25 protein-coding genes are annotated in these 25,771 nt (G+C 63.4%); 15 read left to right on the top strand and 10 right to left on the bottom strand.

Going from position 1 to position 25,771, the window contains the following annotated elements; translation table 11 throughout:
* Positions 1 to 33: 33 nt before the first annotated feature.
* The 5 genes from DNK59_RS12465 to DNK59_RS12445 are packed head-to-tail and all read left to right on the top strand — an operon-like array spanning position 34 to position 3,942.
* Positions 34 to 774, top strand: coding sequence for an SURF1 family protein (locus tag DNK59_RS12465; protein WP_110723389.1), 741 nt, complete (start codon positions 34 to 36; stop codon positions 772 to 774).
* Positions 740 to 1,330, top strand: coding sequence for a hypothetical protein (locus DNK59_RS12460; RefSeq protein ID WP_110723388.1), 591 nt, complete (start codon positions 740 to 742; stop codon positions 1,328 to 1,330). Before DNK59_RS12465 ends, DNK59_RS12460 begins: the two co-directional genes overlap by 35 nt.
* A 10-nt stretch (positions 1,331 to 1,340) precedes the next feature.
* Positions 1,341 to 2,420, top strand: coding sequence for a heme A synthase (locus DNK59_RS12455; protein WP_110723387.1), 1,080 nt, complete (start codon positions 1,341 to 1,343; stop codon positions 2,418 to 2,420).
* The gene (gene cyoE / locus DNK59_RS12450; RefSeq protein ID WP_110723386.1) at positions 2,408 to 3,310 is read left to right on the top strand and encodes a heme o synthase; all 903 of its coding nucleotides are present in this window, start codon (positions 2,408 to 2,410) and stop codon (positions 3,308 to 3,310) included. Before DNK59_RS12455 ends, cyoE begins: the two co-directional genes overlap by 13 nt.
* Positions 3,307 to 3,942 (top strand): SCO family protein, encoded by a 636-nt coding sequence (locus DNK59_RS12445; protein WP_110723385.1) that lies wholly within the window; start codon positions 3,307 to 3,309, stop codon positions 3,940 to 3,942. Before cyoE ends, DNK59_RS12445 begins: the two co-directional genes overlap by 4 nt.
* A gap of 84 nt (positions 3,943 to 4,026) precedes the next feature.
* On the opposite strand, the gene DNK59_RS12440 is transcribed toward DNK59_RS12445, so the two are convergent.
* From DNK59_RS12440 to DNK59_RS12430, 3 genes are all read right to left on the bottom strand, one after another.
* Positions 4,027 to 4,800, bottom strand: coding sequence for a MetQ/NlpA family ABC transporter substrate-binding protein (locus tag DNK59_RS12440; RefSeq protein ID WP_092318218.1), 774 nt, complete (start codon positions 4,798 to 4,800; stop codon positions 4,027 to 4,029).
* 63 nt (positions 4,801 to 4,863) lie between these two features.
* A complete protein-coding gene (locus DNK59_RS12435; RefSeq protein ID WP_110723384.1) occupies positions 4,864 to 5,538 on the bottom strand; it encodes a methionine ABC transporter permease in 675 nt (224 codons plus the stop codon).
* Positions 5,538 to 6,545 carry a methionine ABC transporter ATP-binding protein gene (locus DNK59_RS12430; protein WP_092318224.1) on the bottom strand — a complete coding sequence of 336 codons (1,008 nt, stop codon included), beginning with the start codon at positions 6,543 to 6,545 and terminating at the stop codon, positions 5,538 to 5,540. Before DNK59_RS12430 ends, DNK59_RS12435 begins: the two co-directional genes overlap by 1 nt.
* Before the next feature lie 212 nt (positions 6,546 to 6,757).
* Between DNK59_RS12430 and katE the strand changes: the two genes are divergently transcribed.
* On the top strand, positions 6,758 to 8,953 hold the full coding sequence (gene katE / locus DNK59_RS12425; RefSeq protein WP_256596343.1) for a catalase HPII: 2,196 nt from the start codon (positions 6,758 to 6,760) through the stop codon (positions 8,951 to 8,953).
* A gap of 55 nt (positions 8,954 to 9,008) precedes the next feature.
* On the opposite strand, the gene DNK59_RS12420 is transcribed toward katE, so the two are convergent.
* Genes DNK59_RS12420 through zur form a run of 4 tightly spaced genes read right to left on the bottom strand, consistent with a single transcriptional unit; the run spans position 9,009 to position 11,814 of the window.
* Entirely contained in the window at positions 9,009 to 9,728 is a 720-nt protein-coding gene (locus DNK59_RS12420; protein ID WP_110723382.1) for a PA5502 family lipoprotein, read from the bottom strand.
* A gap of 37 nt (positions 9,729 to 9,765) precedes the next feature.
* Positions 9,766 to 10,554, bottom strand: a complete 789-nt coding sequence (gene znuB, locus DNK59_RS12415) for a zinc ABC transporter permease subunit ZnuB (RefSeq protein ID WP_016963928.1) — start codon at positions 10,552 to 10,554, stop codon at positions 9,766 to 9,768.
* Positions 10,547 to 11,332 (bottom strand): zinc ABC transporter ATP-binding protein ZnuC, encoded by a 786-nt coding sequence (gene znuC / locus DNK59_RS12410; protein WP_060842078.1) that lies wholly within the window; start codon positions 11,330 to 11,332, stop codon positions 10,547 to 10,549. The genes znuB and znuC overlap by 8 nt, the downstream gene beginning before the upstream one ends.
* The gene (gene zur / locus DNK59_RS12405; RefSeq protein ID WP_092318236.1) at positions 11,332 to 11,814 is read right to left on the bottom strand and encodes a zinc uptake transcriptional repressor Zur; all 483 of its coding nucleotides are present in this window, start codon (positions 11,812 to 11,814) and stop codon (positions 11,332 to 11,334) included. Before zur ends, znuC begins: the two co-directional genes overlap by 1 nt.
* Before the next feature lie 66 nt (positions 11,815 to 11,880).
* Here zur and DNK59_RS12400 point away from each other — a divergent pair, with 66 nt between their 5' ends.
* Complete coding sequence (locus DNK59_RS12400) at positions 11,881 to 12,801, top strand: zinc ABC transporter substrate-binding protein (protein ID WP_218281273.1); 921 nt, start codon at positions 11,881 to 11,883, stop codon at positions 12,799 to 12,801.
* Positions 12,802 to 12,892: 91 nt separating this feature from the next.
* Here DNK59_RS12400 and DNK59_RS12395 read toward each other — a convergent pair whose 3' ends face one another.
* Together DNK59_RS12395 and DNK59_RS12390 are read right to left on the bottom strand one after the other, a co-directional pair.
* On the bottom strand, positions 12,893 to 13,843 hold the full coding sequence (locus DNK59_RS12395; RefSeq protein WP_110723380.1) for a homoserine kinase: 951 nt from the start codon (positions 13,841 to 13,843) through the stop codon (positions 12,893 to 12,895).
* 65 nt (positions 13,844 to 13,908) lie between these two features.
* Entirely contained in the window at positions 13,909 to 14,196 is a 288-nt protein-coding gene (locus tag DNK59_RS12390; protein ID WP_047306771.1) for a DUF2782 domain-containing protein, read from the bottom strand.
* Between the two features lie 74 nt (positions 14,197 to 14,270).
* Here DNK59_RS12390 and polA point away from each other — a divergent pair, with 74 nt between their 5' ends.
* Positions 14,271 to 17,063 carry a DNA polymerase I gene (gene polA / locus DNK59_RS12385; protein ID WP_110723379.1) on the top strand — a complete coding sequence of 931 codons (2,793 nt, stop codon included), beginning with the start codon at positions 14,271 to 14,273 and terminating at the stop codon, positions 17,061 to 17,063.
* 415 nt (positions 17,064 to 17,478) lie between these two features.
* On the opposite strand, the gene yihA is transcribed toward polA, so the two are convergent.
* On the bottom strand, positions 17,479 to 18,120 hold the full coding sequence (gene yihA / locus DNK59_RS12380; protein ID WP_060836883.1) for a ribosome biogenesis GTP-binding protein YihA/YsxC: 642 nt from the start codon (positions 18,118 to 18,120) through the stop codon (positions 17,479 to 17,481).
* 193 nt (positions 18,121 to 18,313) lie between these two features.
* Here yihA and DNK59_RS12375 point away from each other — a divergent pair, with 193 nt between their 5' ends.
* The 7 genes from DNK59_RS12375 (at position 18,314) to DNK59_RS12345 (ending at position 25,768) form a co-directional block, all read left to right on the top strand.
* A complete protein-coding gene (locus DNK59_RS12375) occupies positions 18,314 to 18,604 on the top strand; it encodes a cytochrome c5 family protein (protein ID WP_016963939.1) in 291 nt (96 codons plus the stop codon).
* A 45-nt stretch (positions 18,605 to 18,649) separates the two neighbouring features.
* Positions 18,650 to 19,255, top strand: a complete 606-nt coding sequence (locus tag DNK59_RS12370) for a cytochrome c (protein WP_092318250.1) — start codon at positions 18,650 to 18,652, stop codon at positions 19,253 to 19,255.
* 195 nt (positions 19,256 to 19,450) lie between these two features.
* A complete protein-coding gene (locus DNK59_RS12365; RefSeq protein ID WP_016963942.1) occupies positions 19,451 to 20,080 on the top strand; it encodes a thiol:disulfide interchange protein DsbA/DsbL in 630 nt (209 codons plus the stop codon).
* Between the two features lie 11 nt (positions 20,081 to 20,091).
* Positions 20,092 to 20,970, top strand: coding sequence for an endonuclease/exonuclease/phosphatase family protein (locus tag DNK59_RS12360; protein WP_092318256.1), 879 nt, complete (start codon positions 20,092 to 20,094; stop codon positions 20,968 to 20,970).
* Positions 20,967 to 23,189 carry a GGDEF domain-containing protein gene (locus DNK59_RS12355; protein WP_110723378.1) on the top strand — a complete coding sequence of 741 codons (2,223 nt, stop codon included), beginning with the start codon at positions 20,967 to 20,969 and terminating at the stop codon, positions 23,187 to 23,189. Before DNK59_RS12360 ends, DNK59_RS12355 begins: the two co-directional genes overlap by 4 nt.
* Before the next feature lie 103 nt (positions 23,190 to 23,292).
* Positions 23,293 to 24,072: an N-acetylmuramoyl-L-alanine amidase gene (locus tag DNK59_RS12350; RefSeq protein WP_110723377.1), complete on the top strand. Its 780-nt coding sequence runs from the start codon at positions 23,293 to 23,295 to the stop codon at positions 24,070 to 24,072.
* A 76-nt stretch (positions 24,073 to 24,148) separates the two neighbouring features.
* On the top strand, positions 24,149 to 25,768 hold the full coding sequence (locus DNK59_RS12345) for an EAL domain-containing protein (protein WP_110723376.1): 1,620 nt from the start codon (positions 24,149 to 24,151) through the stop codon (positions 25,766 to 25,768).
* Positions 25,769 to 25,771 lie beyond the last annotated feature (3 nt).

The raw sequence follows: 25,771 nt of genomic DNA, 5'->3' as shown, positions 1-25,771 counted from the left end.
AGCGAGTGGATTTCTCAAGCCTGCGGGCCGCTCATGAAAGGCTTCCGGCCCGGTGTCGTGCCGACCCTGGTGGTGCTGTTGCTGCTGCCGGTGCTGGTTTACCTGGGCTTCTGGCAACTGGGGCGCGGCGAGCAGAAACGCCAGCTGCTGGCCAGTTACGCCGAGCGCCGCGTGGCCCAACCGGTGCCGCTGCTGGAGTTGCTGGGCGCTGAGGATCCGGCCTTTCGCCGACTGCGCCTGTATGGCCATTTCGATGCCGAGCACAGCCTGCTGCTGGACAACCGCCTGCACGACGGCCAGGCCGGAGTCGAGTTGCTGCAACCTTTCCTCGACCAGACCAGCGGGCGCTGGCTGCTGGTCAATCGTGGCTGGCTGCCCTGGCCCGACCGACGCACGCCGCCGGTCTTCAGCGCCCCGGAGCAGAGCCTGAGCCTGGATGCCTGGGTCTACGTTTCTCCGGGAGCGGTGTTCCAACTGCATGCCGATCCGGCTGCTGCGCGCTGGCCGCGGCTGATCACCGCCGTGGCTCCGGAGGCGCTCTGGGCCGAGTTGGGTCGCAGTGGCTTCAATCACGAGGTGCGCCAGGAGTCCGGTCCGGGCGCCTACCTGACAGCTTGGCCGGTGGTGGCCATGGGGCCGGAAAAACACCAGGGCTACGCCGTGCAGTGGTTCGCCATGGCCCTGGCCCTGCTGCTCCTCTATCTCTATTTCGGCTGGCACAACGCACGGGAGAAACGCCATGGGAACGGCCATGAATCCACCCAACATCTCTGACGCCCAGGCGCCGAATCGGCGTCGTGGGCGCTGGCAACTGGTGCTGATCCTGCTGATGGTGATCGGCCCGATGATCCTCGCCACCGGCATGTACAAGCTGCAGTTCTGGGTGCCGGAAAGCCGCAGTTACCACGGCGAGCTGATCGGCAATGGCCAGACCCGGGCGCAGATCGGCGTGCAGGCCGAGGAGGATCGCTGGCAGATCCTGGTCACCGCGCCCAAGGCCTGCGAGGCGGATTGCCAGCAGTTGGTGTACCTGGCGCGGCAGATCCAGGTGGCCCTGGGGCGCGACGCTTCCCGGGCCAGCCATGCCCTGGCCATTGCCCAGCCGCTGAGTGCCGAGTACGAAGCCAGGCTGCAGCGCGAATACCCGCAGTTGCAACGCTATCCCCTGGACCTGGCGACCTTCACCCAGGGCGCCAAGGACAAGGACGCGCCGCAGCTGTGGATAGTCGATCCCCACAGCAACCTGGTGCTGCGCTATGACGCTCGGGTCAAGGGCAAGGACCTGCTCAACGACCTGCGCCACCTGCTGAAACTGTCGAACATCGGATAAGGGCATCGTCATGGCCAAACCTGGATTTCGCCTCGCGTTGTTGGCCACCTTGCTGGCCCTGATCGTGGTGTTGCTTGGCGCCTACACCCGGCTGACCCACGCGGGCCTCGGTTGCCCGGACTGGCCCGGCTGCTACGGCTTTATCAGCGTGCCGCAAAGCGAGGCGCAGCTGGCCCATGCCGAGCGGCACTTTCCCGATACCCCGGTGGAAGCCCACAAGGGCTGGAACGAGATGATCCACCGCTACTTCGCCGGGACCCTGGGGCTGTTGATCGTGCTACTGGCGGCCCGCGCCTGGAGCCATCGCCGGCATCCCGGGCAGCCGCTGAAGCTGCCGCTGTTCCTCCTGGCGGTGGTGTTCGCCCAGGCGGCCTTCGGCATGTGGACGGTGACCCTCAAGCTCTGGCCCCAGGTGGTCACCGCGCACCTGCTGGGGGGCTTTGCCACCTTGAGCCTGCTGTTCCTGCTGACCTTGCGCCTTTCCGGCGTGCTGCCGGCGCTGATCGTGCCGCGGCGCTTGCAGTACTGGGCCACGGCCGCGCTGGTGCTGGTGATCGGGCAGATCGCCCTGGGCGGCTGGGTCAGTTCCAACTATGCGGCGGTGGCCTGTATCGACCTGCCCACCTGTCACGGCCAGTGGTGGCCGAACATGGATTTCGCCAACGGCTTTCACCTGACCCAGCACATCGGCCCCAACTACCTGGGCGGGCAACTGGACAGTGACGCCCGCACCGCCATCCACATGACCCACCGGGTGGGCGCGGTGTTGGTGACCCTGGTGTTGCTGGGCCTGGCCTGGCAACTGCGGCAGACCGGGATGACCCGCCTGGCCGGGCTGGTGTTGCTGGCCCTGGGGGCGCAGATCAGCCTGGGCCTGAGCAACGTACTGTTCCACCTGCCCCTGCCGGTGGCGGTGGCGCACAACGCCGGGGGCGCGGCGCTGCTGCTGACCCTGGTGCTGGTCAACTATCACGCGCGTACCAGCCTGGTGCAGGCCCGGGATCGCCTGCCCCTGGGCTGGCGTCTGAGCCCGCGCAAACAGGTGGCCGGTCCCATCACCATCAAAGGAGAGATGCCATGGCGACTCTGATTGGCGAACGTCAGCAGCCCCGGGCGATCTGGCGTGATTATCTGGAGCTGACCAAACCCAAGGTGGTGGTGTTGATGCTCATCACCTCCCTGGTGGGCATGTTCCTCGCCACCCGCGCCGGGGTGCCGTGGACCGTGCTGGTGTTCGGCAACCTGGGCATTGCCCTGTGCGCGGGTGGCGCGGCGGCGGTGAACCATGTGGTGGACCGGCGCATCGATGCGCTGATGGCCCGGACCCACAAGCGGCCCCTGGCCGAAGGTCGGGTTTCACCCCGGGCCGCCCTGGCGTTCGCCCTGTGCCTGGCCCTGGCCGGGCAGGCCCTGCTGCTGGCCTTCACCAATCCGCTCACGGCCTGGCTGACCCTGGCCTCCCTGCTGGGCTATGCGGTGGTCTACACCGGCTTTCTGAAGCGCGCGACGCCGCAGAACATCGTCATCGGCGGGCTGGCCGGCGCGGCCCCGCCGCTGCTGGGCTGGGTCGCCGCCACCGGGCACCTGAGCGCCGAGCCACTGCTGCTGGTGCTGATTATCTTCGCCTGGACCCCGCCGCACTTCTGGGCCCTGGCCATCCATCGCAAGGAGGAGTACGCCAAGGCCGATATCCCGATGCTGCCGGTGACCCACGGCGAGCATTACACCAAGGTGCACATCCTGCTCTATACCTTCGCCCTGCTGGCGGTGAGCCTGCTGCCTTATGCCATTCACATGAGCGGCATGCTGTACCTGGTGTGCGCCCTGGCCCTGGGCGGACGCTTCCTGCAATGGGCCTGGGTGCTGTACCGTGGCACTCGGCCGCACGCGGCGATCAACACCTTCAAGTACTCTATTTATTACTTGTTCCTGCTGTTCATCGCCCTGCTCGTAGACCACTACCTACTGTTGAACCTATGACTCGAACTCAGAAAACCGTCTTTATTCTCGTTGCCCTGGTGGCCCTGGTGCTGGGGCTGACCGTCAACAAAGTACTGTCCGGCAAGGGTCAGGGGGATCCCACCGCCTTGATCGATGCCGGCATCATCCTCCTGCCCCAGAGCCGCACGCTGCCGGCGCTGAAAATGCTCGACCAGGATGGCCAGCCGGTGGTGATCGATGAGTTGAAGGGCAAATGGTCGCTGCTGTTCTTCGGCTACACCTTCTGCCCGGACATCTGCCCCACCACCCTGGCCCAACTGCGGCAGATCAAGAGCGAGTTGCCCAAGGAGGCGGTGGACAAGCTGCAGGTGATTCTGGTCAGCGTCGATCCCAACCGCGATACGCCGCAGCAGCTCAAGCAGTACCTGGGCTACTTCGATAAGGACTTCAAGGGCCTGACTGCTTCCTCGGTGGAAGACCTGCAGAAGCTCGCGAATGCCGTGAGCATTCCGTTCATTCCGGCGGACACCAGCAAACCCAACTACACCGTGGACCACAGCGGCAACCTGGCGGTGATCGGCCCGGACGGCCGCCAGCGCGGTTTTATCCGCGCGCCGTTGAACAACCAGAAGCTGGTGGCCCAGTTGCCGCTGATGTTGCAGCGCAAATAGCTGCAGGAACCGGCTGCCGGCCAATGCACGAGCTGAAACGAAACGGGGCGCCCAAAGGCGCCCCGTTTGCATTGTGGCAAGCGATCAGAATGCCGGCACGATGGCGCCTTTGTACTTCTCGTTGATGAACTGCTTCACTTCCGGGCTGTGCAGGGCCGCGATCAGTTTCTTCATGGCGTCCGAGTCCTTGTCGTCAGGACGGGCCACCAGGATGTTCACGTAAGGCGAGTCCTTGCCTTCGATCACCAGGGCGTCCTTGGACGGGTCCAGCTTGGCTTCCAGGGCGTAGTTGGTGTTGATCAGGGCCAGGTCGACCTGGGTCAGCACGCGCGGGATGGTGGCGGCTTCCAGTTCACGGAACTTCAGGTCCTTGGGGTTCTCGGTGATGTCCTTGACGGTGGCCAGGATGCTGTTGGAATCCTTGAGCTTGATCAGGCCGGCCTTGTCCAGCAGCAGCAGCGCGCGGCCGCCGTTGGTGGCGTCGTTGGGGATTACCACGGTGGCGCCGCCCGGCAGTTCGGACAGTTGCTTGAACTTGCTGGAGTAGGCGCCCAGGGGCTCCACGTGCACGCCGGCCACGCTCACCAGCTTGGTGCCCTTGGTCTTGTTGAACTCATCCAGGTACGGCTGGTGCTGGAAGAAGTTGGCGTCCAGGCGTTTCTCGGCCACTTGCACGTTGGGCTGCACGTAGTCGGTGAAGACCTTGACCTTCAGGTCCACGCCTTCTTTGGCCAGGGCCGGTTTGACGAATTCCAGGATCTCGGCGTGGGGCACCGGTGTGGCAGCCACGGTCAGGGTTTCGGCGGCGTGCGCGGAGAACGCAGCAACGGCTGCGAAAGCGACGAGTAGTTTTTTCATCGAACAAGCTCCTTGTAAGTCGCCCGACCCCGGGCGCCTGCCGGCCAGGGCCGGCGTTTGCAATTATTTGCGGGAAAAATGCACCACCAGCTTATCGCCGACGGTTTGCAGAACCTGAACCAATACAATCAGCAGCACCACGGTAACCACCATCACATCGTCCTGGAAGCGCTGGTAGCCATAACGGATCGCCAGGTCGCCGAGGCCGCCGGCACCCACGACACCGGCCATGGCGGTGTAGCCGACCAGGGCGATGGCGGTGACCGTGATCGCCGCGATGATACCGGGGCAAGCCTCGGGCAGCAGGGCGTTCATGATGATCTGCCGGGTAGTGGCACCCATGGCCTGGGTGGCCTCGATGATGCCGCGATCCACTTCACGCAGCGCGGTTTCCACCAGACGGGCGAAGAAGGTGGAGGCGCCCACCACCAGCGGCGGGATGGCCCCGGCCACGCCCAGGGAGGTGCCGGTGATGAAGATGGTGGTGGGAATCATCACGATCAGCAGGATGATGAACGGCAGCGAGCGGATGGCGTTGACCACGAAGCCCAGGACCGAATAGACATTTTTCTGTTCCAGCAACTGCTTCGGGCTGCACAGGAACAGCAGCACGCCCAGCGGCAGGCCCACCAGGACGGTGAACAACAGGGACGTGCTGAGCATGACCATGGTGTCGCTGGTCGCCACCCCGATATCGGCCCAGTCAACGTTGTCGAAGTAATGCAGTAAGCCGCTCATTAGCGCAGCACCTCCATGTGGACATCCGCCGCGGTGAAGCGGGCGAAGGCCGCTTCCATGTCACCGCCGGTGATGGCCAGGGTCAGTTGCCCGTAAGGGGTGTCTTTGATGCGGTCGATGCGTCCGGCGAGGATGCTGTAGTCGACCCCGGTCTCCCGGGCCACAGTGCCCAGCAACGGCGCGTAGGTGGCGTCGCCCTGGAAGGTCAGGCGCACGATGCGCCCCGGCACGTGGGCGAAGTCGTCGCGCTGCTCGTTCTCGTCGATCTGCTCGTCTTCCTGGACGAAACGCTTGGTGGTCGGGTGCTTGGGGTGCAGGAACACCTCGGCCACCGGCCCTTGTTCGACGATCCGGCCGGCGTCCATCACCGCCACCTGATCGCAGACGCGACGGATCACGTCCATCTCGTGGGTGATCAGCACGATGGTCAGCTTCAGTTCGCGGTTGATCTCGGCCAGCAGTTGCAGGACCGAGGCGGTGGTCTGCGGATCGAGGGCGCTGGTGGCTTCGTCGCACAGCAGGATTTTCGGCTTGGTGGCCAGGGCGCGGGCGATGCCGACGCGCTGCTTCTGGCCGCCGGACAGTTGCGCCGGGTATTTCCTGGCGTGGTCGGCCAGGCCGACCCGGTCCAGCAACTCGGCGACGCGGCGTTCGATGTCGCTGCGTGACAGTTCACCAGCCAGGGTCAGGGGCAGCGCGACGTTGTCGGCCACGGTCTTGGACGACAGCAGGTTGAAGTGCTGGAAGATCATCCCGACCTGCTGGCGGAAGCGGCGCAGGCCGTTGGCATTCAGTGCGGTGACCTCTTCGCCGTCGACGATGATCTGGCCGCCGCTGGGGTTTTCCAGGCGGTTGATCAGGCGCAGCAGGGTACTTTTGCCCGCCCCGGAATGACCGATCAGGCCGAACACCTGGCCATTCTCGACCCGAAGACTGGTCGGGTGCAGGGCGGGAATATCCTTACCGGCGACCCGGTAGGTTTTATGGACGTTTTGAAACTCGATCACGTAGCGAACCTTGTGGGGCGCGTTAGAAAAGGATCAGCGGTTAGCCGGGCGCGCATTTTAGCCTGTCCGTATAGAGGTTCTTAGCATTTATTTCGCGATCATCCTGCCATTTGGCGATAACGCGATCAAAGGTCATAAAAAAGGAACGCTCGCGGTTTCTCGTCAGTCACTACTCAAGCCACTCGAAAGCCCCAGGTGCCGTGCCTGTGGGCCTGTGTTCACGAAGCCCCGGCGCGCCAGGGATTTCGCCAACGAGGAGTTCTTGCCTGATGAGTACGAAAAAAACCAATGCCCCGAAAAGCCAGATGGCCGGGGCCGATACCCTGGACCGCGGCAACAGCAACCGCAAGTTGCAGAGCCTGGAGCCGTTCCGCTCCGACGCCACGGGCCAGGCCCTGCGGACCAATCAGGGGGTAAAGGTCGCCGACAACCAGAACAGCCTGAAGCTTGGCGCCCGCGGGCCTTCGCTGCTGGAAGACTTCATCATGCGGGAGAAGATCACCCACTTTGACCATGAGCGGATTCCCGAGCGCATCGTCCATGCCCGCGGTGTCGGTGCCCATGGTTACTTCCAGAGCTACGACAATCATTCGGCGTTGACCAAGGCCGGTTTCCTGCGCGACCCGCAGAAGAAGACCCCGGTGTTCGTGCGCTTTTCCACGGTCCAGGGGCCAAGAGGCTCCGGCGATACCGTGCGCGATGTCCGGGGGTTTGCAGTGAAGTTCTTCACCGACGAGGGCAACTTCGATCTGGTGGGCAACAACATGCCGGTGTTTTTCATCCAGGACGCGATCAAGTTCCCCGACTTCGTGCATGCCGTGAAGCCCGAGCCCCATAACGAAATCCCCACCGGCGGCTCGGCCCACGACACCTTCTGGGATTTTGTCTCCCTGCAGCCGGAGTCGGCGCACATGGTGATCTGGGCCATGTCCGACCGGGCCATTCCGAAAAGCCTGCGCAGCATGCAGGGCTTTGGCGTGCACACCTTTCGCCTGATCAACGCCGAGGGAGGCGCAAGCTTCGTCAAGTTCCACTGGCGGCCGACGGTGGGGACCTGTTCCCTGGTCTGGGACGAGGCGCAGAAGCTCGCGGGCAAGGACACCGACTTCCATCGCCGCGACCTGTGGGAGGCCATCGAAACCGGGGATTACCCGGAGTGGGAGTTCGGCGTGCAGATCATCGCCGAAGAGGACGAACACAACTTCGACTTCGACATTCTCGACCCCACCAAACTGATCCCCGAGGAGCTGGTGCCGATCACGCCCCTGGGCAAGATGGTGCTCAACCGCAACCCCGACAATTACTTCGCCGAAACCGAGCAGGTCGCCTTCTGCCCGGGGCACATCGTGCCGGGGATCGACTTCTCCAATGACCCGTTGCTGCAAGGACGGCTGTTTTCCTATACCGATACCCAGATCAGTCGCCTGGGCGGACCGAACTTTCATGAGCTGCCGATCAACCGTCCGCTGACCCCGCTGCACAACGGCCAGCGCGACGCCATGCACCGCAGCACCATCGACAAGGGCCGGGCAGCCTATGAGCCGAACTCCATCGATGGCGGCTGGCCCAAAGAACCCCCGCCGGCGGCCCAGGACGGTGGTTTCGAGAGTTATAACGAGCGCATCGATGCGCACAAGATCCGCCAGCGCAGCGAGTCATTCAGCGACCACTTCTCCCAGGCACGGCTGTTCTTCAAGAGCCTGAGCAAGCACGAGCAGGAACACATCATCGCGGCCTACAGCTTCGAGTTGGGCAAGGTTGAGCGGCCGTGGATCCGTGAGCGGCAAGTGAACGAGATCCTCGCCAACATCGATCTGCACCTGGCCGCTCGCGTGGCCGAGAACCTGGGCTTGGCCGCGCCGAATAAGGCCACTGTGGCAGAGCGCAAGACGTCGCTCACACGTTCGCCGGCCCTGAGCCAGGCGAACCTGCTGCCGGGTCATATCAAAACGAGGAAGGTGGCGATTCTTGCGGCCAACGGCGTTGATGGTGCAGCGATTGACGCGTTGCAGAAGGCTCTCAGGGCCGAAGGGGCACACGCCAAGCTGCTGGGCCCGACCTCGGCGCCAGTGACCACCGCGGATGGTCAGCGCCTGGCGGTGGATGCCTCCATGGAGGGCTTGCCTTCAGTGGCTTTCGACGCGGTGTTCGTGCCGGGTGGTGCGCAGTCGATCAAGACCCTGAGCGGCAATGGCGTGGCTTTGCATTACCTGTTGGAGGCCTACAAGCACCTCAAGGCCATCGCCTTGCACGGCGAAGCCCGGGAGCTGCTGGAGGTGCTCAGGCTGCAGGCGGATGACGGCTTGATTCTGGGGGCGGATGCCAAGGCGCTGAAGCTGTTCTTTGCCGCCATTGCCCAGCATCGGGTGTGGAGTCGGGAGGAAAGGGCCAAGGCGATCCCGGCCTGAACACGCTTTCGCCGCCCGGCCCGCGCCTTTGGGGAACCGGCCGGGCGTAGAAGGTTTACTGTGCCTTGCGTGGGCTCAAGACCATTTGCGCCGGTACATGGCGCACGATCTGTCTGTTGATTTTCTGTTCGAAGTCCGGATCGAGCTTCTTCACCCGCTTGCCGAGCAGGGTCGACAGCCAAGGGTAATCCTCGGTGCGCGGCACCTGGATGTGCACATCGCACTGGTAATTCACCACATCGGCGGCCAGAGCATCGAGTTGCTTACGCAACTTGCGGATATCGGTGACATTCAGGGCAATGGTGCTGCTCTGGGCGGCAGGATCGATCAATCGGGCTGCTGGACGTGCCTCGGCGGCCTTCAAGGCAGCTTCGGCCTGTTCCAGCTCGGCCTTGCGCGCATGGGCAATGGCGTTGTTGACCCCGCCGGTCAGCGCCGGTGCCTTGGGCATCAGCGCCCGGGCCCGGCTCAGGGCGGTGGCGGCGGCATTGACGTCACCCTTTTGCAGGACGATCTGACTGCGTTGCAGGTAGGCCTCGGCAATCTGCCGCTGGTATTGCACCAGCTGCGGGTCGTCAGGGGTTTGTGCCTGCAGTGCGCCCAGTTGGTCTTCCGCTGTCGCCAGCTCGTTGCTGGCAATGTTTTGTTCCAGCTGCGCGATGGCCGTGGCCCGCGCATCGGGGACCTCGGTGGTCGCCGGTGGCGTGCTTTGGCAGGCCCCCAGCAGCAGGGAGAATGCGACAAGGAGCAGATAACGGGAGGCGAACGGCTTCATTCCTGCGACTCTCTAATTGCGCAAAAAGCGAGCAAGTCTACACCCCTCGACGGGGCAGAACAAAACTCAGCAGAAACAGTGCGGCCGCCACCACCACGATCGACGGCCCGGCCGGGGTGTCCTTGAACCAGGACAGCGCCAGTCCGCCACAGACCGCGAGCATGCCCAGCAGGCTTGCGCCTAGGGCCATCTGCTCCGGCGAACGGGCGTGACGCTGTGCCGCGGCGGCCGGGATGATCAGTAGCGAGGTAATCAGCAACACCCCGACAATCTTCATCGCCACCGCAATGACCACGGCAATCAGCAGCATCAGCGCCAGGCGCAGCGATGCCACGGGCAGGCCTTCAACCTTGGCCAGTTCCTCATGCACGGTGATTGCCAGCAGGGGGCGCCACAGGGCTACCAGCAGCAAAAGTACCGCCGCGCTGCCGCCGAGAATCCACGCCAGGTCGCCGGGGCTGATCGCCAGCAGGTCACCGAACAGGTAGGCCATCAGGTCGATTCGCACTTCATGCATGAAGCTTAGTACCACCAGGCCCAGGGACAGGGTGCTGGGAGCAAGAATCCCCAGCAGCGTGTCGGATGCCAGGGGCTGGCGTTGTTGCAGGGTCACCAGCAGCACCGCCAGCAGCAGGCAGCCTACGGTGACGGCCACGGCGGGGCTGACATCCAGCAGGAAGCCCAGGGCCACCCCCAGGAGTGCGGCGTGGGACAGGGTGTCGCCAAAGTAGGCCATGCGCCGCCAGACCACGAACGAACCCAAGGGCCCGGCGACCACCGCCAGAGCCAGACCTGCGAGCAGGGCGTAGAGCAGAAAATCAGCCATGCTTGCAGTTTTCTCCGTGGACATGGACGTGGCCCGCGGCGGGCTGGGTGACCACCGAGCCATGCAGGTCATGGGCGTGATCGTGGTGATGGTGGTAGATCGCCAGGCTCGGCGCGTTCTTGCCGAACAGCTCGACGAAGGCCGGGTCGCCGCTGACCTGCTCGGGGTGCCCGGAGCAGCAGACATGGCGGTTGAGGCAGACCACCTGGTCGGTGGTGCTCATCACCAGGTGCAGGTCGTGGGAAACCATCAGCACGCCGCAGCCGTGACGGTCCCGCAGGCGGGTGATCAGGCTGTAGAGTTCGGCCTGGCCGGCCACGTCGACGCCTTGTACCGGTTCGTCGAGCACCAGCAGCTCAGGCTCGCGCAGCAGGGCCCGGGCCAGCAGCACACGCTGCATCTCGCCGCCGGAAATGCTTTGCACCGGGCTGTCGATCACCTGTTCGGCGCCAACTTCCTTGAGGGCAGCCAGCGCTCGGTTGCGATCCACACCCGGCACCAGGCGCAGAAAGCGCAGCACCGACAACGGCAGGGTCGGGTCGACATGGAGTTTTTGCGGCATGTAGCCGACTCGCAGCCGCGGTTTGCGCCAGACGCTGCCGCTGTCGGGCTTGAGCAAGCCGAGCACGGCGCGCACCAGGGTGGTCTTGCCGGCGCCGTTGGGGCCGATCAGGGTCACGATCTGCCCGGGCTCGACGCTGAGCTGGATGTTGTCCAGCACGCTCTGCCCGGCAAAGGTCACCCCGACCTGCTCGAGGCGGATCAACGCAGTGCTCATCAGGCCCCCTGGCAACCGGAGCAGAGCCCGACCACTTCGACGGTCTGGCCCTCGACCACGAAGCCGACGTCGCGGGCGCTGGCGACGATGGCGTCGCTGATGGATTTCTGCTCCAGCTCGATGGCCGCGTGGCACTCGCGACAGATCAGGAACTGGCCCTGGTGCGCGTGCTCCGGGTGGTTGCAGCCGACAAAGGCGTTGAGCGAGGCGATGCGGTGCACCAGGCCGTTTTCCAGGAGGAAATCCAACGCGCGGTACACCGTCGGCGGCGCGGCGCGGCGGCCGTCCTGCTCGCTGAGTACGGCCAGGATGTCGTAGGCCCCCAGGGGCTTGTGGCTTTGCCACACCAGCTCCAGCACCCGCCGGCGCAGGGCGGTCAGGCGCAGGCCTTGCCGTGCGCACAGAGCGTCGGCCTCAGACAGTGCGCTGTGCACGCAGTGAGAGTGGTCGTGTGGACGGCTGGCAAGGGGTGTTTTAGGCATGAGCGGCGACGAGGTTTGTGAGAGACGTTATTATGTTACCCGTTCTCGCCTCTTCGAGTGTCCATCGTGTCCAGACTTTTTCGCCTTTTTGTCGCTTTTACCTTCAGCCTGTTCGCGATCGGCTCGGCCCAGGCCGAAGTCCGGGTGCTCACCAGCATCAAACCCTTGCAACTGATTGCCGCGGCGGTGCAGGACGGCGTGGCGGTGCCCGAAGTGCTGTTGCCGCCGGGGGCATCGCCGCACAACTATGCGCTGCGCCCTTCGGACGTGCGCAAGGTGCAGAGCGTCGACCTGCTGTACTGGATCGGCCCGGACATGGAGGGTTTCCTGCCGCGGGTGCTGAAGGGGCGCAGCCTGCCATCGGTGGCGGTGCAGGACCTGCCGGGCATGAAGCTTCGGCATTTCGCCGAAGATAGCCATTCTCATGGCGAAGATGCCGACGAACATGACCATGATCATCGCCCCGGTACCCTGGATGCGCACCTGTGGCTGTCGCCGGTCAACGCTCGGGTGATCGCCACCCGCATGGCCGCCGACCTGAGCAGCGCCGACCCGGCCAACGCCGTTCGCTACCAGAGCAATCTGAAAGCCTTCAATGAGCGTCTGGATGCCCTGGACGCCCGCTTGAAAACCCGTCTGGCAGGCATCGCCGGCAAGCCTTACTTCGTCTTCCACGAAGCCTTCGACTACTTCGAAGACGCCTATGGCCTCAAGCACACCGGAGTCTTCAGCGTTGCGGCTGAAGTCCAGCCGGGGGCCCAGCATGTCGCCGCGATGCGCGCACGCTTGCAGCAAGTGGGCAAGACCTGTGTGTTCAGTGAGCCGCCTCTGCGTCCGCGGTTGGCCGAGACGCTGGTGGCCGGGTTGCCGGTGAAGCTGGCGGAACTGGACGCCCTGGGTGGTTACACGCCGGCGACCGCGCAGGGGTATGAGCAGGTGCTGGAGAAGCTGGGCAACGACCTGGCGGGCTGCCTGGAGCAGTTGTAGGACGGGAGAGTTACCGGGCGTTTTTCGCGGGCGAGCCCGCTCCCACAAAGATGGTGAACATCTGTAGGAGCGGGCTCGCCCGCGATGCATTTCAGAGGGCGAAAGGCAGCGCGATGCCGATCTGTTGCCGCTGTGCCAGGCGCTGCTGGAATTCCATCGGGTCGTGAATCAGCACGTCCTGCCCGGCGAAGCTCTCGGCAGCGATCAGCCGTGACAGCCAGAAGCGCACGCAGGCTACCCGCAGCATGGTCGGCCAGAGCTCGGCCTCGGCCGCAGTGAAGGGCCGCAGGGTGGCGTAGGCGCCGAGCAGGGCCCGGGCGCGCGGGCCGTCGATCACGCCTTCGGCGTTGGAACACCAGTCGTTCAGGGCAATGGCCACGTCGTAGAGCATCGGTCCCGAACAGGCGTTGTAGAAGTCGATCAGGCCGGTCAGATGGGTGCCTTCGAACATCGCGTTGTCGCGAAACAGATCGGCGTGGATGTTGGCCCTGGGCAGGGCGAGGATCCGGGTCTTCTGTGCGACGATTTCATCCAGCGCCCGCTGCAGCAGGTCTTGAGCGGCGGGATCCAGGTGCGACAACAGCTGTGCGCCCTCTTCCTGCATCCAGTCCAGGCCACGATCGGTCTTGCGCTTGATCATGTTGTCCTTGGTGGCCACGTGCAGGTGCCCGAGCAACTCGCCGACCTGGGCGCAATGCTGGGCGTTGGCTTCCTTGATGTGCTTGCCCGCCAGGCGCGGTTGCAGCAGCGCCGGCTTGCCCGCCAGCTCCCGCAGGGCGATGCCGTCGCGGGTGCGCAGGGCATAGGGCACCGGCAGGTTGGCCTGGTGCAGCACGTCCAGCAGTTCGATGAAGAACGGCATTTCCTGGACCGGGCCGCGTTCCACCAGGGTCAGGACGAACTCGCCCTGTTCCAGGCTGATGAAGAAATTGGTGTTTTCGCTACCAGCGGCGATCCCCTGGAAGTCAAGCAGGCGGCCGAGCCCATACGGGGCGAGAAAGGTTTCCAGCTCGGGCCGAGCCAGGGGGGTGAACACAGACATGGTTAAAAACTGCCAGTACGGGCGCCGCTATTGAGCCAGCGCCATTGAGTTGAAGTCGGAGTGGCTTACCACTCAAAGATTTTCCACGCAGGGATCAGCATATCCGGCTGATCCGAACGGATGAAGTTACCGTCGGAGCCATCAGCACGCACCAGGAAATAGGGCTTGCCGCCCTTGGGCGTGACCTTGATGGCGTACAGGAAGCCATTTTGCCGGTATTCCTGGATGGTCTTGTCGCCTTCCGTGCGAATGGTGACTTGCGGGTCCGCTGACGGCGCATCCTCTGCGGCGATCACGGCCATTGGAGCGATTGCAATCAAGCCGGCCAGCAGCAAGCGATTTAGTGTGCGCATGATAACCTTGTCCCTTTGTCGTCAACGGTCCCGCTATTCTAGCGCCGGACCCGCCGAAAAGGTTGATCCCGCTCATGAGCCAAGCCCCCCTCGTCCTGGTGGACGGTTCTTCTTATCTGTACCGCGCGTTTCATGCGTTGCCACCGCTGACCACCTCCAAAGGCCTGCCTACGGGTGCGGTCAAGGGCGTGCTGAACATGCTCAAGAGTCTGCGCAAGCAGTACCCGGACAGCCCGTTCGCCGTGGTCTTCGATGCCAAGGGCGGGACTTTCCGCGATGACATGTACGCCGAATACAAGGCCAACCGCCCGAGCATGCCCGACGATATGCGGGTGCAGATCGAGCCATTGCACGCCAGCGTGATCGCCCTGGGTTTCCCGCTGCTGTGCGTGGAAGGGGTCGAGGCCGACGACGTGATCGGCACCCTGGCCCGCAGCAGCGCGGCGGCGGATCGTCCGGTGGTGATCTCCACCGGTGACAAGGACATGGCCCAGCTGGTGGATGGGCACATTACGCTGGTCAACACCATGTCCGGTAGCAGCATGGACGTGGAAGGCGTGAAGGAGAAATTCGGTGTCGCTCCCGAGCAGATCATCGATTACCTGGCATTGATGGGCGACTCTTCCGACAACATCCCTGGGGTGCCGGGTATCGGCCCTAAGACGGCTTCCGGGCTGCTGGTGGGGGTCAATGGGGGGCTCAAAGAGCTGTACGAGCAGCTCGATATCGTGCCGACCCTGCCGATTCGCGGGGCCAAGACCCTGCCGGCCAAGCTCGAAGAACACAAGGAAATGGCCTTCCTGTCCTATCAGTTGGCAACCATCAAGGTCGACGTGCCGCTGGATATCGGGCTCGACGACCTGCACCTGGGCGAGCCGGACCGCGAGAAGCTGGTGGAACTCTACAGCCTGCTGGAATTCAAGAGCTGGCTTGACGAGTTGCAGCGCGACGCCAAGCGCGTCGAGCTCAGTGGCGCCGAGCCGGCGCCTGCCGCTGCATCGCAGCCGCCGGCTGCCGAACAGCCAGTGCTTGAGCTGCAGTACGAAACCATCCTCGACCCGGAGCGTTTTGCCGTCTGGCTGGAAAAACTGAAGAACGCCAAGCTGATTGCCTTCGATACCGAGACCACCGGCATCGATGCCCAGCAGGCGCAACTGGTGGGGCTGTCCTTTGCGGTCGAGGCCGGGGAAGCGGCCTACATCCCGTTGACCCATTCCTACATGGGCGTGCCGGAGCAATTGGACCGCGACACCGTGTTGCTGGCCCTGAAGCCGCTGCTGGAGGACCCCAAGCTGCTCAAGGTCGGCCAGCACGCCAAGTTCGACATGAACATCCTGGCCAATTGCGCGATTGGTGGCGATCAGGCCAATGGCATCACTGTGCGCGGCATCGCATTCGATACCATGCTCGAATCCTACGTGCTCAACTCCACCGCCACCCGCCATGACATGGACAGCCTGGCGCAGAAGTACCTGGACCACACCACCGTGAGCTTCCAGGACATTGCCGGCAAGGGTGCCAAGCAGCTGACTTTCGATCAGATTCCACTTGAGCAGGCCGGTCCCTACGCTGCTGAAGATGCCGATATCACCCTGCGTCTGCATCAGGCGCTCTTCGAGAAGCTGACTGCCATTCCGAGCCTGGCCAGCGTGCTCACCGATATCGAGATGCCGCTGGTGCCGGTCCTGGCACGCATCGAGCGCCAGGGCGCGCTGGTGGATGACAAGCTTCTAGGTGTGCAGAGCATCGAGCTGGGAGACAAGATGGTGGCCCTGGAGCGCGAAGCCTTCGAGATCGCCGGAGAGGAGTTCAACCTGGGCTCGCCCAAGCAATTGGGCAGCATCCTCTACGACAAGCTCGGCCTGCCGGTGTTGAAAAAGACCGCCAAGGGCCAGCCTTCCACGGCTGAAGAGGTGTTGGCCAAGCTCGCCGAAGACGACTATCCGCTGCCGCGGGTGCTGATGCAGTACCGCTCCATGAGCAAGCTGAAGAGCACCTACACCGATCGTCTGCCTGAGCAGATCAATCCACGTACCGGGCGCATCCACACTTCCTATCATCAGGCGGTGGCTTCCACCGGACGGCTGTCCTCCAGCGATCCGAACCTGCAGAACATTCCCGTGCGCACCGCCGAGGGCCGGCGCATTCGCCAGGCCTTTATCGCACCGCCCGGCTACAAGCTGCTGGCCGCCGACTATTCGCAGATCGAGCTGCGGATCATGGCTCACCTGTCCCGGGACGAAGGCCTGCTCAATGCCTTCCGCAACAACCTGGATGTGCACACCGCCACCGCGGCCGAAGTGTTCAAGGTGGAGCTCAAGGATGTGACGTCCGATCAGCGTCGCAGCGCCAAGGCCATCAACTTCGGCCTGATCTACGGCATGGGCGCGCAGAAGCTGGGCAAGGACATTGGTGTCGACACCAAACAGGCCAAGGCCTATATCGATACCTATTTCGCCCGCTATCCGGGGGTTCGCCAATACATGGATCGGACCCGCGCCCAGGCGGCGGATCAGGGCTATGTCGAGACCATCTTCGGTCGTCGGCTGTACCTGCCGGAGATCAACTCCAACAAGCCGCAGGAGCGAGCCGGCGCCGAGCGTACGGCGATCAACGCGCCGATGCAGGGCACGGCGGCGGACATCATCAAGAAAGCCATGGTGGCGGTGGACAACTGGCTGGAGTCTTCGCAGCTGGATGCCCGGGTCATTCTTCAGGTGCACGACGAACTGGTGCTGGAAGTGCGCGAGGACCTGGTGGACCAGGTGCGCGACGAGATTCGTGGCTACATGAGCAGTGCCGCGACCCTGGATGTGCCGTTATTGGTGGAAGTCGGGGTGGGAAATAACTGGGACGAGGCCCATTAAGGGCACTTTTCAGTGGTTTTTGCCGCGGCATAGTGTCGCGGTAAAAACTGGCGACTGGCTATTAGCACGGAAAATTTCATCGTTTATTGCCAATAGTTTTTGCAACCCGCTGGAACTAATCCAGTGAAAGCCCACTCAGAGTTACTGAATGGCTGGTGAAGCCCTTCGATGCTCCTATGTTGTGTTAAGTGTTGGCAGATATCTGGACCCCGCCCTAGCGGTCTAGAACTTGAACCCCGAACTTCCCCCTCCCCATACGAAGTCCGGGGTTTTTTTTGCCCTAAAATTGCCTGGGAAATGACCATGCTGCGTTAAAAGCGCGGCGCGAAATGCTCATTTACAGCCAGTAAACTCCGCTTTCGCACCGCGCTTTTGCCTTGCCTGATCATCCCCCAGGCAATTTTCCCTACGTCTCTCAGGCCTCGGTTTCGGCGCCTTTGTCGGCCAGTTCCATCCAGCCGGCCAGGACGGTGTAGGCCTCTTCCAGGCCCATGCGCTTGGGGGCTGAGAACAGCTGGATGGTGACCGCTTCGCCCCAGCCCTTGCGGATCTGCGACTGGACCTTGAGCAAGGTGTTCTTGGCCGCGCCGTAGGTCAGCTTGTCGGCCTTGGTCAGCAGGATGTGCATCGGCATGCCGCTGGCCACGGCCCAGTCCAGCATCAGCAGGTCGAAATCGGTCATGGGGTGCCGGATGTCCATCATCAGGATCAGGCCTTTGAGGCTCTCGCGGCTGCCAAGGTAGGCTTCCAGGTGGCGCTGCCAGTGCTGCTTCAGGGGGATCGGCACTTTGGCGTAGCCGTAGCCCGGCAGGTCGACCAGACGGCGATCGTCGTCTAGCTTGAAGAAGTTCAACAACTGCGTGCGCCCCGGGGTTTTCGAGGTGCGTGCCAGGCTGGCGTGGGTCAGGGTGTTCAGGGCGCTGGATTTACCGGCGTTGGAGCGCCCGGCGAAGGCCACTTCAAAGCCGTCATCGTCTGGACATTGGTCGACTTTGGCGGCGCTGAGCATGAACGTAGCCTGTTGGCACAGACCGAGGATGGGGTTCTTGAGTTGCATGGGATTTCCGAGATAGGTGCGATGCCGAGAGTGGACGCGGCGAGCGGTGTCGTTTCCGTTTCAGTAGCGCCAGTATATAATGCCGCAGATTTTGTGTGCGCTTTGTCCCAGCGTAGGATGAAGTTCACGAGAGCGATAAACCTTGACTGCGCACTAGAACGCAGCACGCTCTCAACCCTGAAAAGGTCGTTTTATGACGAAATGGCTGCTAGCTGCCGGTGTCTTGATGCCGCTTTACAGCGCTCAGGCTACACAGGATCCGGAAGCTGTGTACAACCGTGTTTGTGGGGCTTGTCATTCCGGCCAACTACCCACGGCGCCCCGCAAGGGCGACCAGGAAGCTTGGGCGCCGAGGTTGGCGCAAGGTATGGAGACGCTGGTGCAACACGTGACCCAGGGTTTCAAGGCGATGCCGCCGCGTGGTTTGTGCATGGACTGCAGTGCCGAGGATTACCGAGCCATCATCCACTGGATGAGCGAGTGATCCCGGTCCATAACTCTTAACCCTTAGCCGTAGTTGGATTAGCTGATGAACAAATTACTCGTGAGTCTGCTGTTGACCTTGGGCATCACAGGTGTAGCCCATGCCGCAGGCGACGCTGCTGCCGGTCAGGCGAAAGCCGCAGTCTGTGGTGCATGCCACGGCCCTGATGGGAACAGCATGGCGCCAAACTTTCCCAAGCTGGCTGGCCAGGGGGAAAAGTACCTGGACAAGCAGCTGCACGATATCAAGTCCGGCAAGCGGCAAGTGCTGGAAATGACCGGCCTGCTGACCAACCTGAGCGATCAGGACCTGGCTGACCTCGCCGCTTACTTCGCCAGCCAGAAAGGCAGCGTCGGCGCAGCAGATCCTAAAGTCGTGGCCCGCGGTGAAGAACTGTTCCGCGGCGGCAAGCTCGATCAGGGCATGCCTGCTTGCACTGGCTGCCACTCGCCAAATGGCGCGGGTAACGCCGCAGCCGGCTTCCCTCATCTGGGTGGCCAGCACGCGCAGTATGTGGCCAAGCAACTGACCGACTTCCGCGAAGGCAACCGTACCAACGACGGCGACACCATGGTCATGCGCAGCATCGCCGCCAAGTTGAGCAACAAAGACATCGAAGCGGTGTCCAGTTATATTCAGGGCCTGCACTAAGCCGGCTCGATCAAGTTGCCGAAGGTGATGAGCCGCGACAACGTTAATGATCGATTAATCCGACGGTGCAAGCATAAAGGGTGGCTCAGGCCGCCCTTTTTTATGGCGTCTGCCGCTACACTAGCGAACTCAAGCCCGCCATGATCTGTCTGCATTCAGGTCGCGCGAGGCGCCAAAATTGTCCAGGAGTAAAGCATGCGTAATCTGATTCTCAGCGCCGCTCTCGTCACCGCCAGCCTGTTTGGCGTGACCGCTCAAGCTGCCGAGCCGCTTGAAGCCGGTAAAACCTACGTCGAGCTGAGCAGCGCCGTTCCGGTTGCCGTGCCTGGCAAGATCGAGGTCGTAGAGCTGTTCTGGTACGGCTGCCCACACTGCTACGCCTTCGAGCCGACCATCAATCCCTGGGTTGAAAAACTCCCTGCCGACGTCAACTTCGTGCGCATTCCAGCCATGTTTGGCGGTATCTGGAACGTTCATGGCCAGCTGTTCATCACCCTGGAAGCCATGGGCGTCGAGCACAAGGTTCATAAAGCCGTATTCGAAGCCATCCACAACGGCAAGAAGCTCGCCACTCCAGAGGAAATGGCCGAGTTCCTGGCCGCAGAAGGCGTCGACAAGGACAAGTTCCTGAGCACCTACAACTCCTTCGCCGTCAAAGGCAAGGTCGAGGACGCCAAGAAGAAGGCTCAGGCCTATCAGATCACCGGCGTACCGACCATGGTGGTCAACGGCAAGTACCGTTTCGACCTGGGCACCGCCGGTGGTCCTGAAGGCGCGCTGAGCGTGGCCGACCAGTTGATCGCCAAAGAGCGTGCAGCCAAGTAAGCGCCGCCGCCATGCCGCGCTGGGGTTCGGAACGCATCGTTGGCCTGCATGATCCGCAGGTCAACGAACACCATTTGGCGTCGACCGGCCTGCCTGCGGACAGTCGCCTGCGTTTGCTCAGCTTCAATATCCAGGTAGGTATCAGCACCGAACGGTATCGCCATTACCTGACGCGTGGCTGGCAGCACCTGCTGCCTCACAACGGGCGTGCCGAAAACCTGCAGAAGATCGGCAACCTGCTGGGTGACTTCGACCTGGTAGCCCTGCAGGAAGCCGATGGCGGCAGCTTGCGTTCAGGCTACGTCAATCAAGTGGAGCACCTGGCTCAGCTGGGCGCCTTCCCCTACTGGTATCAACAGCTCAATCGCAATCTTGGACGCCTGGCACAGCACAGCAATGGCGTGCTCAGCCGCTTGCGTCCCTGGGCCATTGAAGACCACCCGCTCCCCGGCCCCAAGGGACGCGGTGCGATCCTCCTGCGTTTTGGTGAAGGCGCCGAAGCGCTGGTGGTGGTGATGATGCACCTGGCACTGGGTGCCCGGGCCCGAACCCGGCAACTGGCGTATATCCGCGAGTTGATCGGCGGCTACAAACATCAGGTGCTGATGGGGGACATGAACACCCACGCCAGCGATCTGCTGGAGCACTCCCCTTTACGCGACCTCAGCCTGTTGGCGCCGCAACTGCAGGCGACCTTCCCCAGCTGGCGTCCGCAACGCTGCCTGGACCATATCCTCCTCAGCCCCAGCCTGACCCTGGAGCGAGTCGAAGTCCTGGCCCAACCCATATCCGATCACCTGCCGGTCGCGGTAGAGATTCGTCTGCCGGGTTCGCTCACGGCCGATGCATTGCCCGCGTTGAGTCCTGCACCTCGCGGAACCGATGAATGAGCGACGACGCCCAGCGCTGGAAAGAGAAGTACCTCAAAAGTATCGAACAGCAGGAAAAGCTCGAGCGCCGTTGGGCCGCTCGCCTGGACTTGCTGCGTCGCGGCCTGGTGCGCAGCACCCTGGCGGCGGAAGGCACCGACCGTGCAGTCGACCAGTGCATGAAGGAAATGCGCGAGGTGGTGCGCACAGACGACATGGATGCAGGGCTTGCGTCCTTGTTGCCGCGCCTGGAAAAGGCCGTGCTGGATTCCGAGCAGCGGCGCGAAACAAGGATCGAACAGATGAGCAGCGCCTTGACGGCGCTGGTGACTCAACTACAGTCCCTGCCCTTGCCCCGGGAAGTCAGTCGCCCGTTGAAGGCCTTTGCCAAGCAGTTGGATGGACGGGTCAGCCAGGCACGAGAGATTCCCTTGTTGCTGGGGGAACTGAGCAACCTTCAGGGCAAGGCTCTGAGCCAGCTGGAAACCCCGGCTGAGCCAGGTCGCCCGAGTCTGCTGCAGCGCCTGTTCGGCGGGCGAGACGCCGGTGAAGCGCCCCAGGCCGAAACCGCCGCCCCGCCCGCAGCGCCCGTTCCTGCTGCCAGCGTGCAATCCCCTCCTCCGGTCGAGGCCGCTGCAGAGCCGGAGGAGGTGGTTCGCGAGCACTACCAGACCCCGACTACGGACTTGCCGGAAGTCGTCGCCACTGCTCCGGCACCCTTGGCAGTAGCCCCGCCCGAGCCCGAGGCGGTCGTGCTTGCCGAGCCTGCATCCGACGCGCCCGCCAGGATTGAGGCCGAAGCTGTCGTCGCGTCGGCGCCTCCTTCGGTGGTGGCGTTCGTGCCCCCTGTCCTGGCACAGGAACAAGCCCAGGAGCCGGCGCCCCAGGGCGAGATGCAAGTGCCCGTTGCGGTCGAACTGGCGGCTCCTGCTCCTGCTCCGGCCCAAGCTCCGGCATCCGTTGACGCCGCTCCGGTCGCGCTCGCCGCGTCGGCGGTACAGGCTCCTATCGAACCTCGGAGCGAGCCGACTGCGCCCAACCCCGACGAGTTGCTGCCTCTGCCTGCGGTTTCCCCGGCGGTGCTGCTGGACAGCCTGCCCCTGCCGCCGGTCATGGCCGAGGCTCTGGCCGCCATCGATCCGGAACAGTCCGAGCAGGATGTGCTCTATGCCCTGCCGGACTCCCCCGAGCCCTCCTACAGCTCGGTGGCCAAGCATATCGAGCACACCCTGTTGGGTCTGCTCGACGACCTGAGCCTGCCGGAGCGTCATCGGCCCCAGGCGGAAGCCATGCGCGATCGTCTGCAGCATGGGTTGAATTGGTATGAATTGCTGCCGATCCTCGATGATCTGGCGGTATTGATGCTGGCGATCACCGATTCGGGGCAGCACGAGTTCGAGGCCTATCTCAAGCAGCTCAATGAGCGTCTGGAAGCCTTCCAGAGCAATCTGCAGGCGGCCAGCGACGGCCACGCCGACAGCAGCTCGGCGGCGCGGGCCATGGACTCGCAGATTCGCCAACAGGTCGATGGCCTGCAAAGCAGTGTGCAGGAAGCGGCGGACCTGGATGACCTCAAGCAGGTGCTGGAAAGTCATCTGGAAGGTCTGCTGGGCACCATGGACCAGCACCAGAAGCAGCGCGACGAACGCGAGAAGGAAGTGGCCGCCCGCCTGCAAAGCCTGGCAGAACGTGTATCGAGCATGGAGCAGGAAGCCCAGGGCTACCGTGAACACCTCGAAGAACAGCGGCAGAAGGCGCTGATCGACCCATTGACCGGCTTGCCCAACCGCGCGGCCTGGAGCGAGCGCCTGGAGCACGAGATCGGCCAATGGCAGCAGCATGGCAACAGCCTGTTGCTGGCCATGCTTGACCTCGATCACTTCAAGCGGATCAACGACAACTACGGTCATCTGGCCGGGGACAAGGTGTTGAAGATCATCGCCAACGTGCTGCGCAAGCGTCTGCGGGGCAGCGATTTCATCGCCCGTTTCGGTGGCGAGGAGTTCGTCCTGCTGCTGCCCAATACCCCTTGGCCGGTCGGCACGCGCATCGTGGAAGCGCTGCGGGCCGCGGTTGAGGCTTGCCCGTTTCATTTCAAGGGGGAGCCGGTGACCATCACCGTGTCCGTCGGCCTCAGTGCATTCAAGCCCGGTGATCGCAGCGAACTGGTGATCAAGCGAGCCGATCAGGCGCTGTATCGAGCCAAGGACGCCGGTCGCAACCGGGTGGAGACAGGTTGAGGCGCAGGCCGATTCCTGTCACCAGCCACGGTTTTTGCCCATGGCAGCGCGGGCAGTACGTTACACTGTTGCATTCTTTGTCTTCAGCGTATTGCCCTCTGCCATGAAACTCCTTGTTCTTGCCTTCTCGCTCCTGGTCCTGGCCGGCTGCGCCAGCGGTCCACGTATCGACACCAGCCACCCCTCGGTGAATTACGATCAGCGGGCCCAGTTCATCATCGTTCACTACACCTCGGCGTCCCTGGAGCGTTCCCTGGCCCTGCTGACGCGTGGGCAGGTCAGCAGCCACTACCTGATCGGCGACGACAAGTCGGCCACCATCTACAAGCTGGTGGACGAGCAGTACCGTGCCTGGCACGCCGGTGACAGCCAGTGGCAGGGGCGTACCTGGCTCAACTCCAGCTCGATTGGCATCGAGATCGTCAACCCGGGCTTTCGCGACGGCCCCAACGGGCGGCTCTGGTACCCCTACAGCGAAGCGCAGATCCAGAATCTGATCGTGCTGCTCAAAGACATCAGCAAGCGCAACAACATTTCCCCGCGTCACATCATTGGCCATAGCGACATCGCGCCAGCGCGCAAGCTCGATCCGGGTCCGCTGTTCCCCTGGAAACGCCTGGCCGACGCCGGGCTCGGCCTGTGGCCCAATGCCCAGGCGGTGGCCCGCCAGCAGGCGTACTTCGCGGCGAGCCTGCCGAGCATCGGCTGGTTCCAGCAGCAACTGGCACAGTTGGGCTACGCCACCCCGCAGACCGGCGAACTGGATAAGGCTACCCGGAACGTGCTGGCGGCCTTCCAGATGCACTATCGCCCAAGCCGTTTCGATGGCCTTCCGGATGCCGAAAGTGCAGCGATGCTGCAGGTCCTCAATCAGACAAAATAATGACGCCGCCGGACGGTTCGGGCCGATTGCTCAATCAGTTGCTATAACTCATTGGTAATCCTTCGGATCTTCCACGATGCCCGTCCCTCGTGAGCCCCTGCGCACCTGGTTCCATCGCCCCTGGTTGCTGGCGACGCTGGCGGCTGCGCTAAGCGCGGCGCTGCTGATGCTCGGCAGTGCCGGGGTGGCCATGCATCAGGTCCAGCAACGGGAAAGCGAACAGATGAATGCCCAGGGCAAGCGCTTCCTGGAGCGTCTGGAACAATTGTTCGGGCAACTGCGTGAAGGACTGGACGAGCTCGAAGCCCAGCCGCTGCGCGAGTGCAGCGCCGAGTTGATCGGCGCCCTGCAGCAGGTCAGCTTCAGCTACCGCTTCATTTATGAAGCGGCCTACATGGATGCCACCCAGAGCTGTTCCAACTCGCCGCGCCAGAGCCTGATGCCCTCGCTCAGGGCTCCGGATATCCGCGGGCCGACCTACAGCTACTGGCTCAATACCTCTGCCCAGCCCAATGAAAACCTGGCCGCGCTGATGCTGGGCCGGGGCAATTTTCGCGTGGCCACTTCCCGCGGGCACTTGACCGATGTGGTGGACCTGCCGGCCGGTGGCAGCCTGATGGTGGTGGTGGAGCATGGCGCCCGGGCGATTCCGGTACTGGGTCAGGCCCGTGCCTGGCCGCCGGTGGAGCCTTGGCGCGCTGCTCGCGACGGGCCGCTGCAGGTGACCCCGGACCTGCTGATCTATCGCATGCCGACCCAGAATCCCGAGTACCAGTTGGTGCTGATCACGCCTCGGGCCAGCATGCAGGCGGAAATGCTCGATGGCTGGTGGTGGCTGTTGCCGATCAGCCTGTTGCTGGCGCTGTGTATCGGCGGGCTGGTGTATCAGCTGGCGCGCCAGCGCCAATCCCTGGGGGCGGAGTTGCAAGGCGCTCTGCGCCGTGGCGAGTTGCAGGTGCTGTACCAGCCGATCTTCGACCTCGGCAGCCGGGTGTGCGTCGGGGCCGAAGCCTTGCTGCGCTGGCGCCGTCCGGATGGCACCCTGACCAGCCCCGACCTGTTCATTCCGCTGGCGGAAAACACCGGGCAGATCCGCCAGATCACCGACTTTGTCCTGCAGCGCCTGCTGGAGCAACTGGGGCACGTACTGCGGGCCAACCCGCAGTTGTACATCTCGGTCAACCTGGCGGCCTGTGATGTCATGGTGCCGCGCATCGGCCAGGTCATGGCGCGGCTCCTGGCCTTGCACAAGGTGGCCGCGCGGCAGATCGCCTTCGAGGTCACCGAGCGTGGCCTGATCGATGTGGTGGTGGCGCGGGACAACCTGCAGGCGCTGCGGGACGTGGGGCATCAAGTGCTGATCGATGATTTCGGCACCGGCTACTGCAGCCTGGCCTACCTGCAAAGCCTGCCGGTGGATTGCCTGAAGATCGACAAGGCGTTTATCGACGCCCTCGGCCATGACGCCGCCAGCAGCGGCGTGGCGCCCCACATCATCCGCATGGCCCATGCCCTGAAGCTCAAGGTGATCGCCGAGGGCATCGAGTTCGAAGACCAGGCATTGCTGCTCAACAGCGAAGGCGTCAGCTACGGTCAGGGCTGGCTGTTCGCCCATGCCTTGAGCGCGTTGCAGTTCACCGAGCTGATTACCCGCGGGCGGCGCCTGGTGCCCCGGCGCCTGGATGACGAAGCCTAACGC

The organism is Pseudomonas sp. TKO26 (assembly GCF_003225665.1).
GTDB lineage: Bacteria > Pseudomonadota > Gammaproteobacteria > Pseudomonadales > Pseudomonadaceae > Aquipseudomonas > Aquipseudomonas saponiphila.
The sequence above is the reverse complement of the archived record's forward strand: the minus strand, read 5'-3'. Positions and strand labels throughout refer to the sequence as shown.

Bases quoted from the DNA above. Each gene is read 5' to 3' on its own strand.
- DNK59_RS12350 (WP_110723377.1), top strand. From the start codon at position 23,293: ATGAAACTCCTTGTTCTTGCCTTCTCGCTCCTGGTCCTGGCCGGCTGC.
- DNK59_RS12365 (WP_016963942.1), top strand. From the start codon at position 19,451: ATGCGTAATCTGATTCTCAGCGCCGCTCTCGTCACCGCCAGCCTGTTT.
- DNK59_RS12390 (WP_047306771.1), bottom strand. From the start codon at position 14,196: ATGCGCACACTAAATCGCTTGCTGCTGGCCGGCTTGATTGCAATCGCT.
- yihA (WP_060836883.1), bottom strand. From the start codon at position 18,120: ATGCAACTCAAGAACCCCATCCTCGGTCTGTGCCAACAGGCTACGTTC.
- DNK59_RS12345 (WP_110723376.1), top strand. From the start codon at position 24,149: ATGCCCGTCCCTCGTGAGCCCCTGCGCACCTGGTTCCATCGCCCCTGG.
- DNK59_RS12465 (WP_110723389.1), top strand. From the start codon at position 34: ATGAAAGGCTTCCGGCCCGGTGTCGTGCCGACCCTGGTGGTGCTGTTG.
- znuB (WP_016963928.1), bottom strand. From the start codon at position 10,554: ATGGCTGATTTTCTGCTCTACGCCCTGCTCGCAGGTCTGGCTCTGGCG.
- DNK59_RS12445 (WP_110723385.1), top strand. From the start codon at position 3,307: ATGACTCGAACTCAGAAAACCGTCTTTATTCTCGTTGCCCTGGTGGCC.
- DNK59_RS12375 (WP_016963939.1), top strand. From the start codon at position 18,314: ATGACGAAATGGCTGCTAGCTGCCGGTGTCTTGATGCCGCTTTACAGC.
- DNK59_RS12440 (WP_092318218.1), bottom strand. From the start codon at position 4,800: ATGAAAAAACTACTCGTCGCTTTCGCAGCCGTTGCTGCGTTCTCCGCG.
- DNK59_RS12370 (WP_092318250.1), top strand. From the start codon at position 18,650: ATGAACAAATTACTCGTGAGTCTGCTGTTGACCTTGGGCATCACAGGT.
- DNK59_RS12455 (WP_110723387.1), top strand. From the start codon at position 1,341: ATGGCCAAACCTGGATTTCGCCTCGCGTTGTTGGCCACCTTGCTGGCC.
- zur (WP_092318236.1), bottom strand. From the start codon at position 11,814: ATGCCTAAAACACCCCTTGCCAGCCGTCCACACGACCACTCTCACTGC.
- DNK59_RS12435 (WP_110723384.1), bottom strand. From the start codon at position 5,538: ATGAGCGGCTTACTGCATTACTTCGACAACGTTGACTGGGCCGATATC.
- DNK59_RS12420 (WP_110723382.1), bottom strand. From the start codon at position 9,728: ATGAAGCCGTTCGCCTCCCGTTATCTGCTCCTTGTCGCATTCTCCCTG.
- DNK59_RS12395 (WP_110723380.1), bottom strand. From the start codon at position 13,843: ATGTCTGTGTTCACCCCCCTGGCTCGGCCCGAGCTGGAAACCTTTCTC.
- DNK59_RS12460 (WP_110723388.1), top strand. From the start codon at position 740: ATGGGAACGGCCATGAATCCACCCAACATCTCTGACGCCCAGGCGCCG.
- DNK59_RS12355 (WP_110723378.1), top strand. From the start codon at position 20,967: ATGAGCGACGACGCCCAGCGCTGGAAAGAGAAGTACCTCAAAAGTATC.
- DNK59_RS12360 (WP_092318256.1), top strand. From the start codon at position 20,092: ATGCCGCGCTGGGGTTCGGAACGCATCGTTGGCCTGCATGATCCGCAG.
- polA (WP_110723379.1), top strand. From the start codon at position 14,271: ATGAGCCAAGCCCCCCTCGTCCTGGTGGACGGTTCTTCTTATCTGTAC.
- cyoE (WP_110723386.1), top strand. From the start codon at position 2,408: ATGGCGACTCTGATTGGCGAACGTCAGCAGCCCCGGGCGATCTGGCGT.
- znuC (WP_060842078.1), bottom strand. From the start codon at position 11,332: ATGAGCACTGCGTTGATCCGCCTCGAGCAGGTCGGGGTGACCTTTGCC.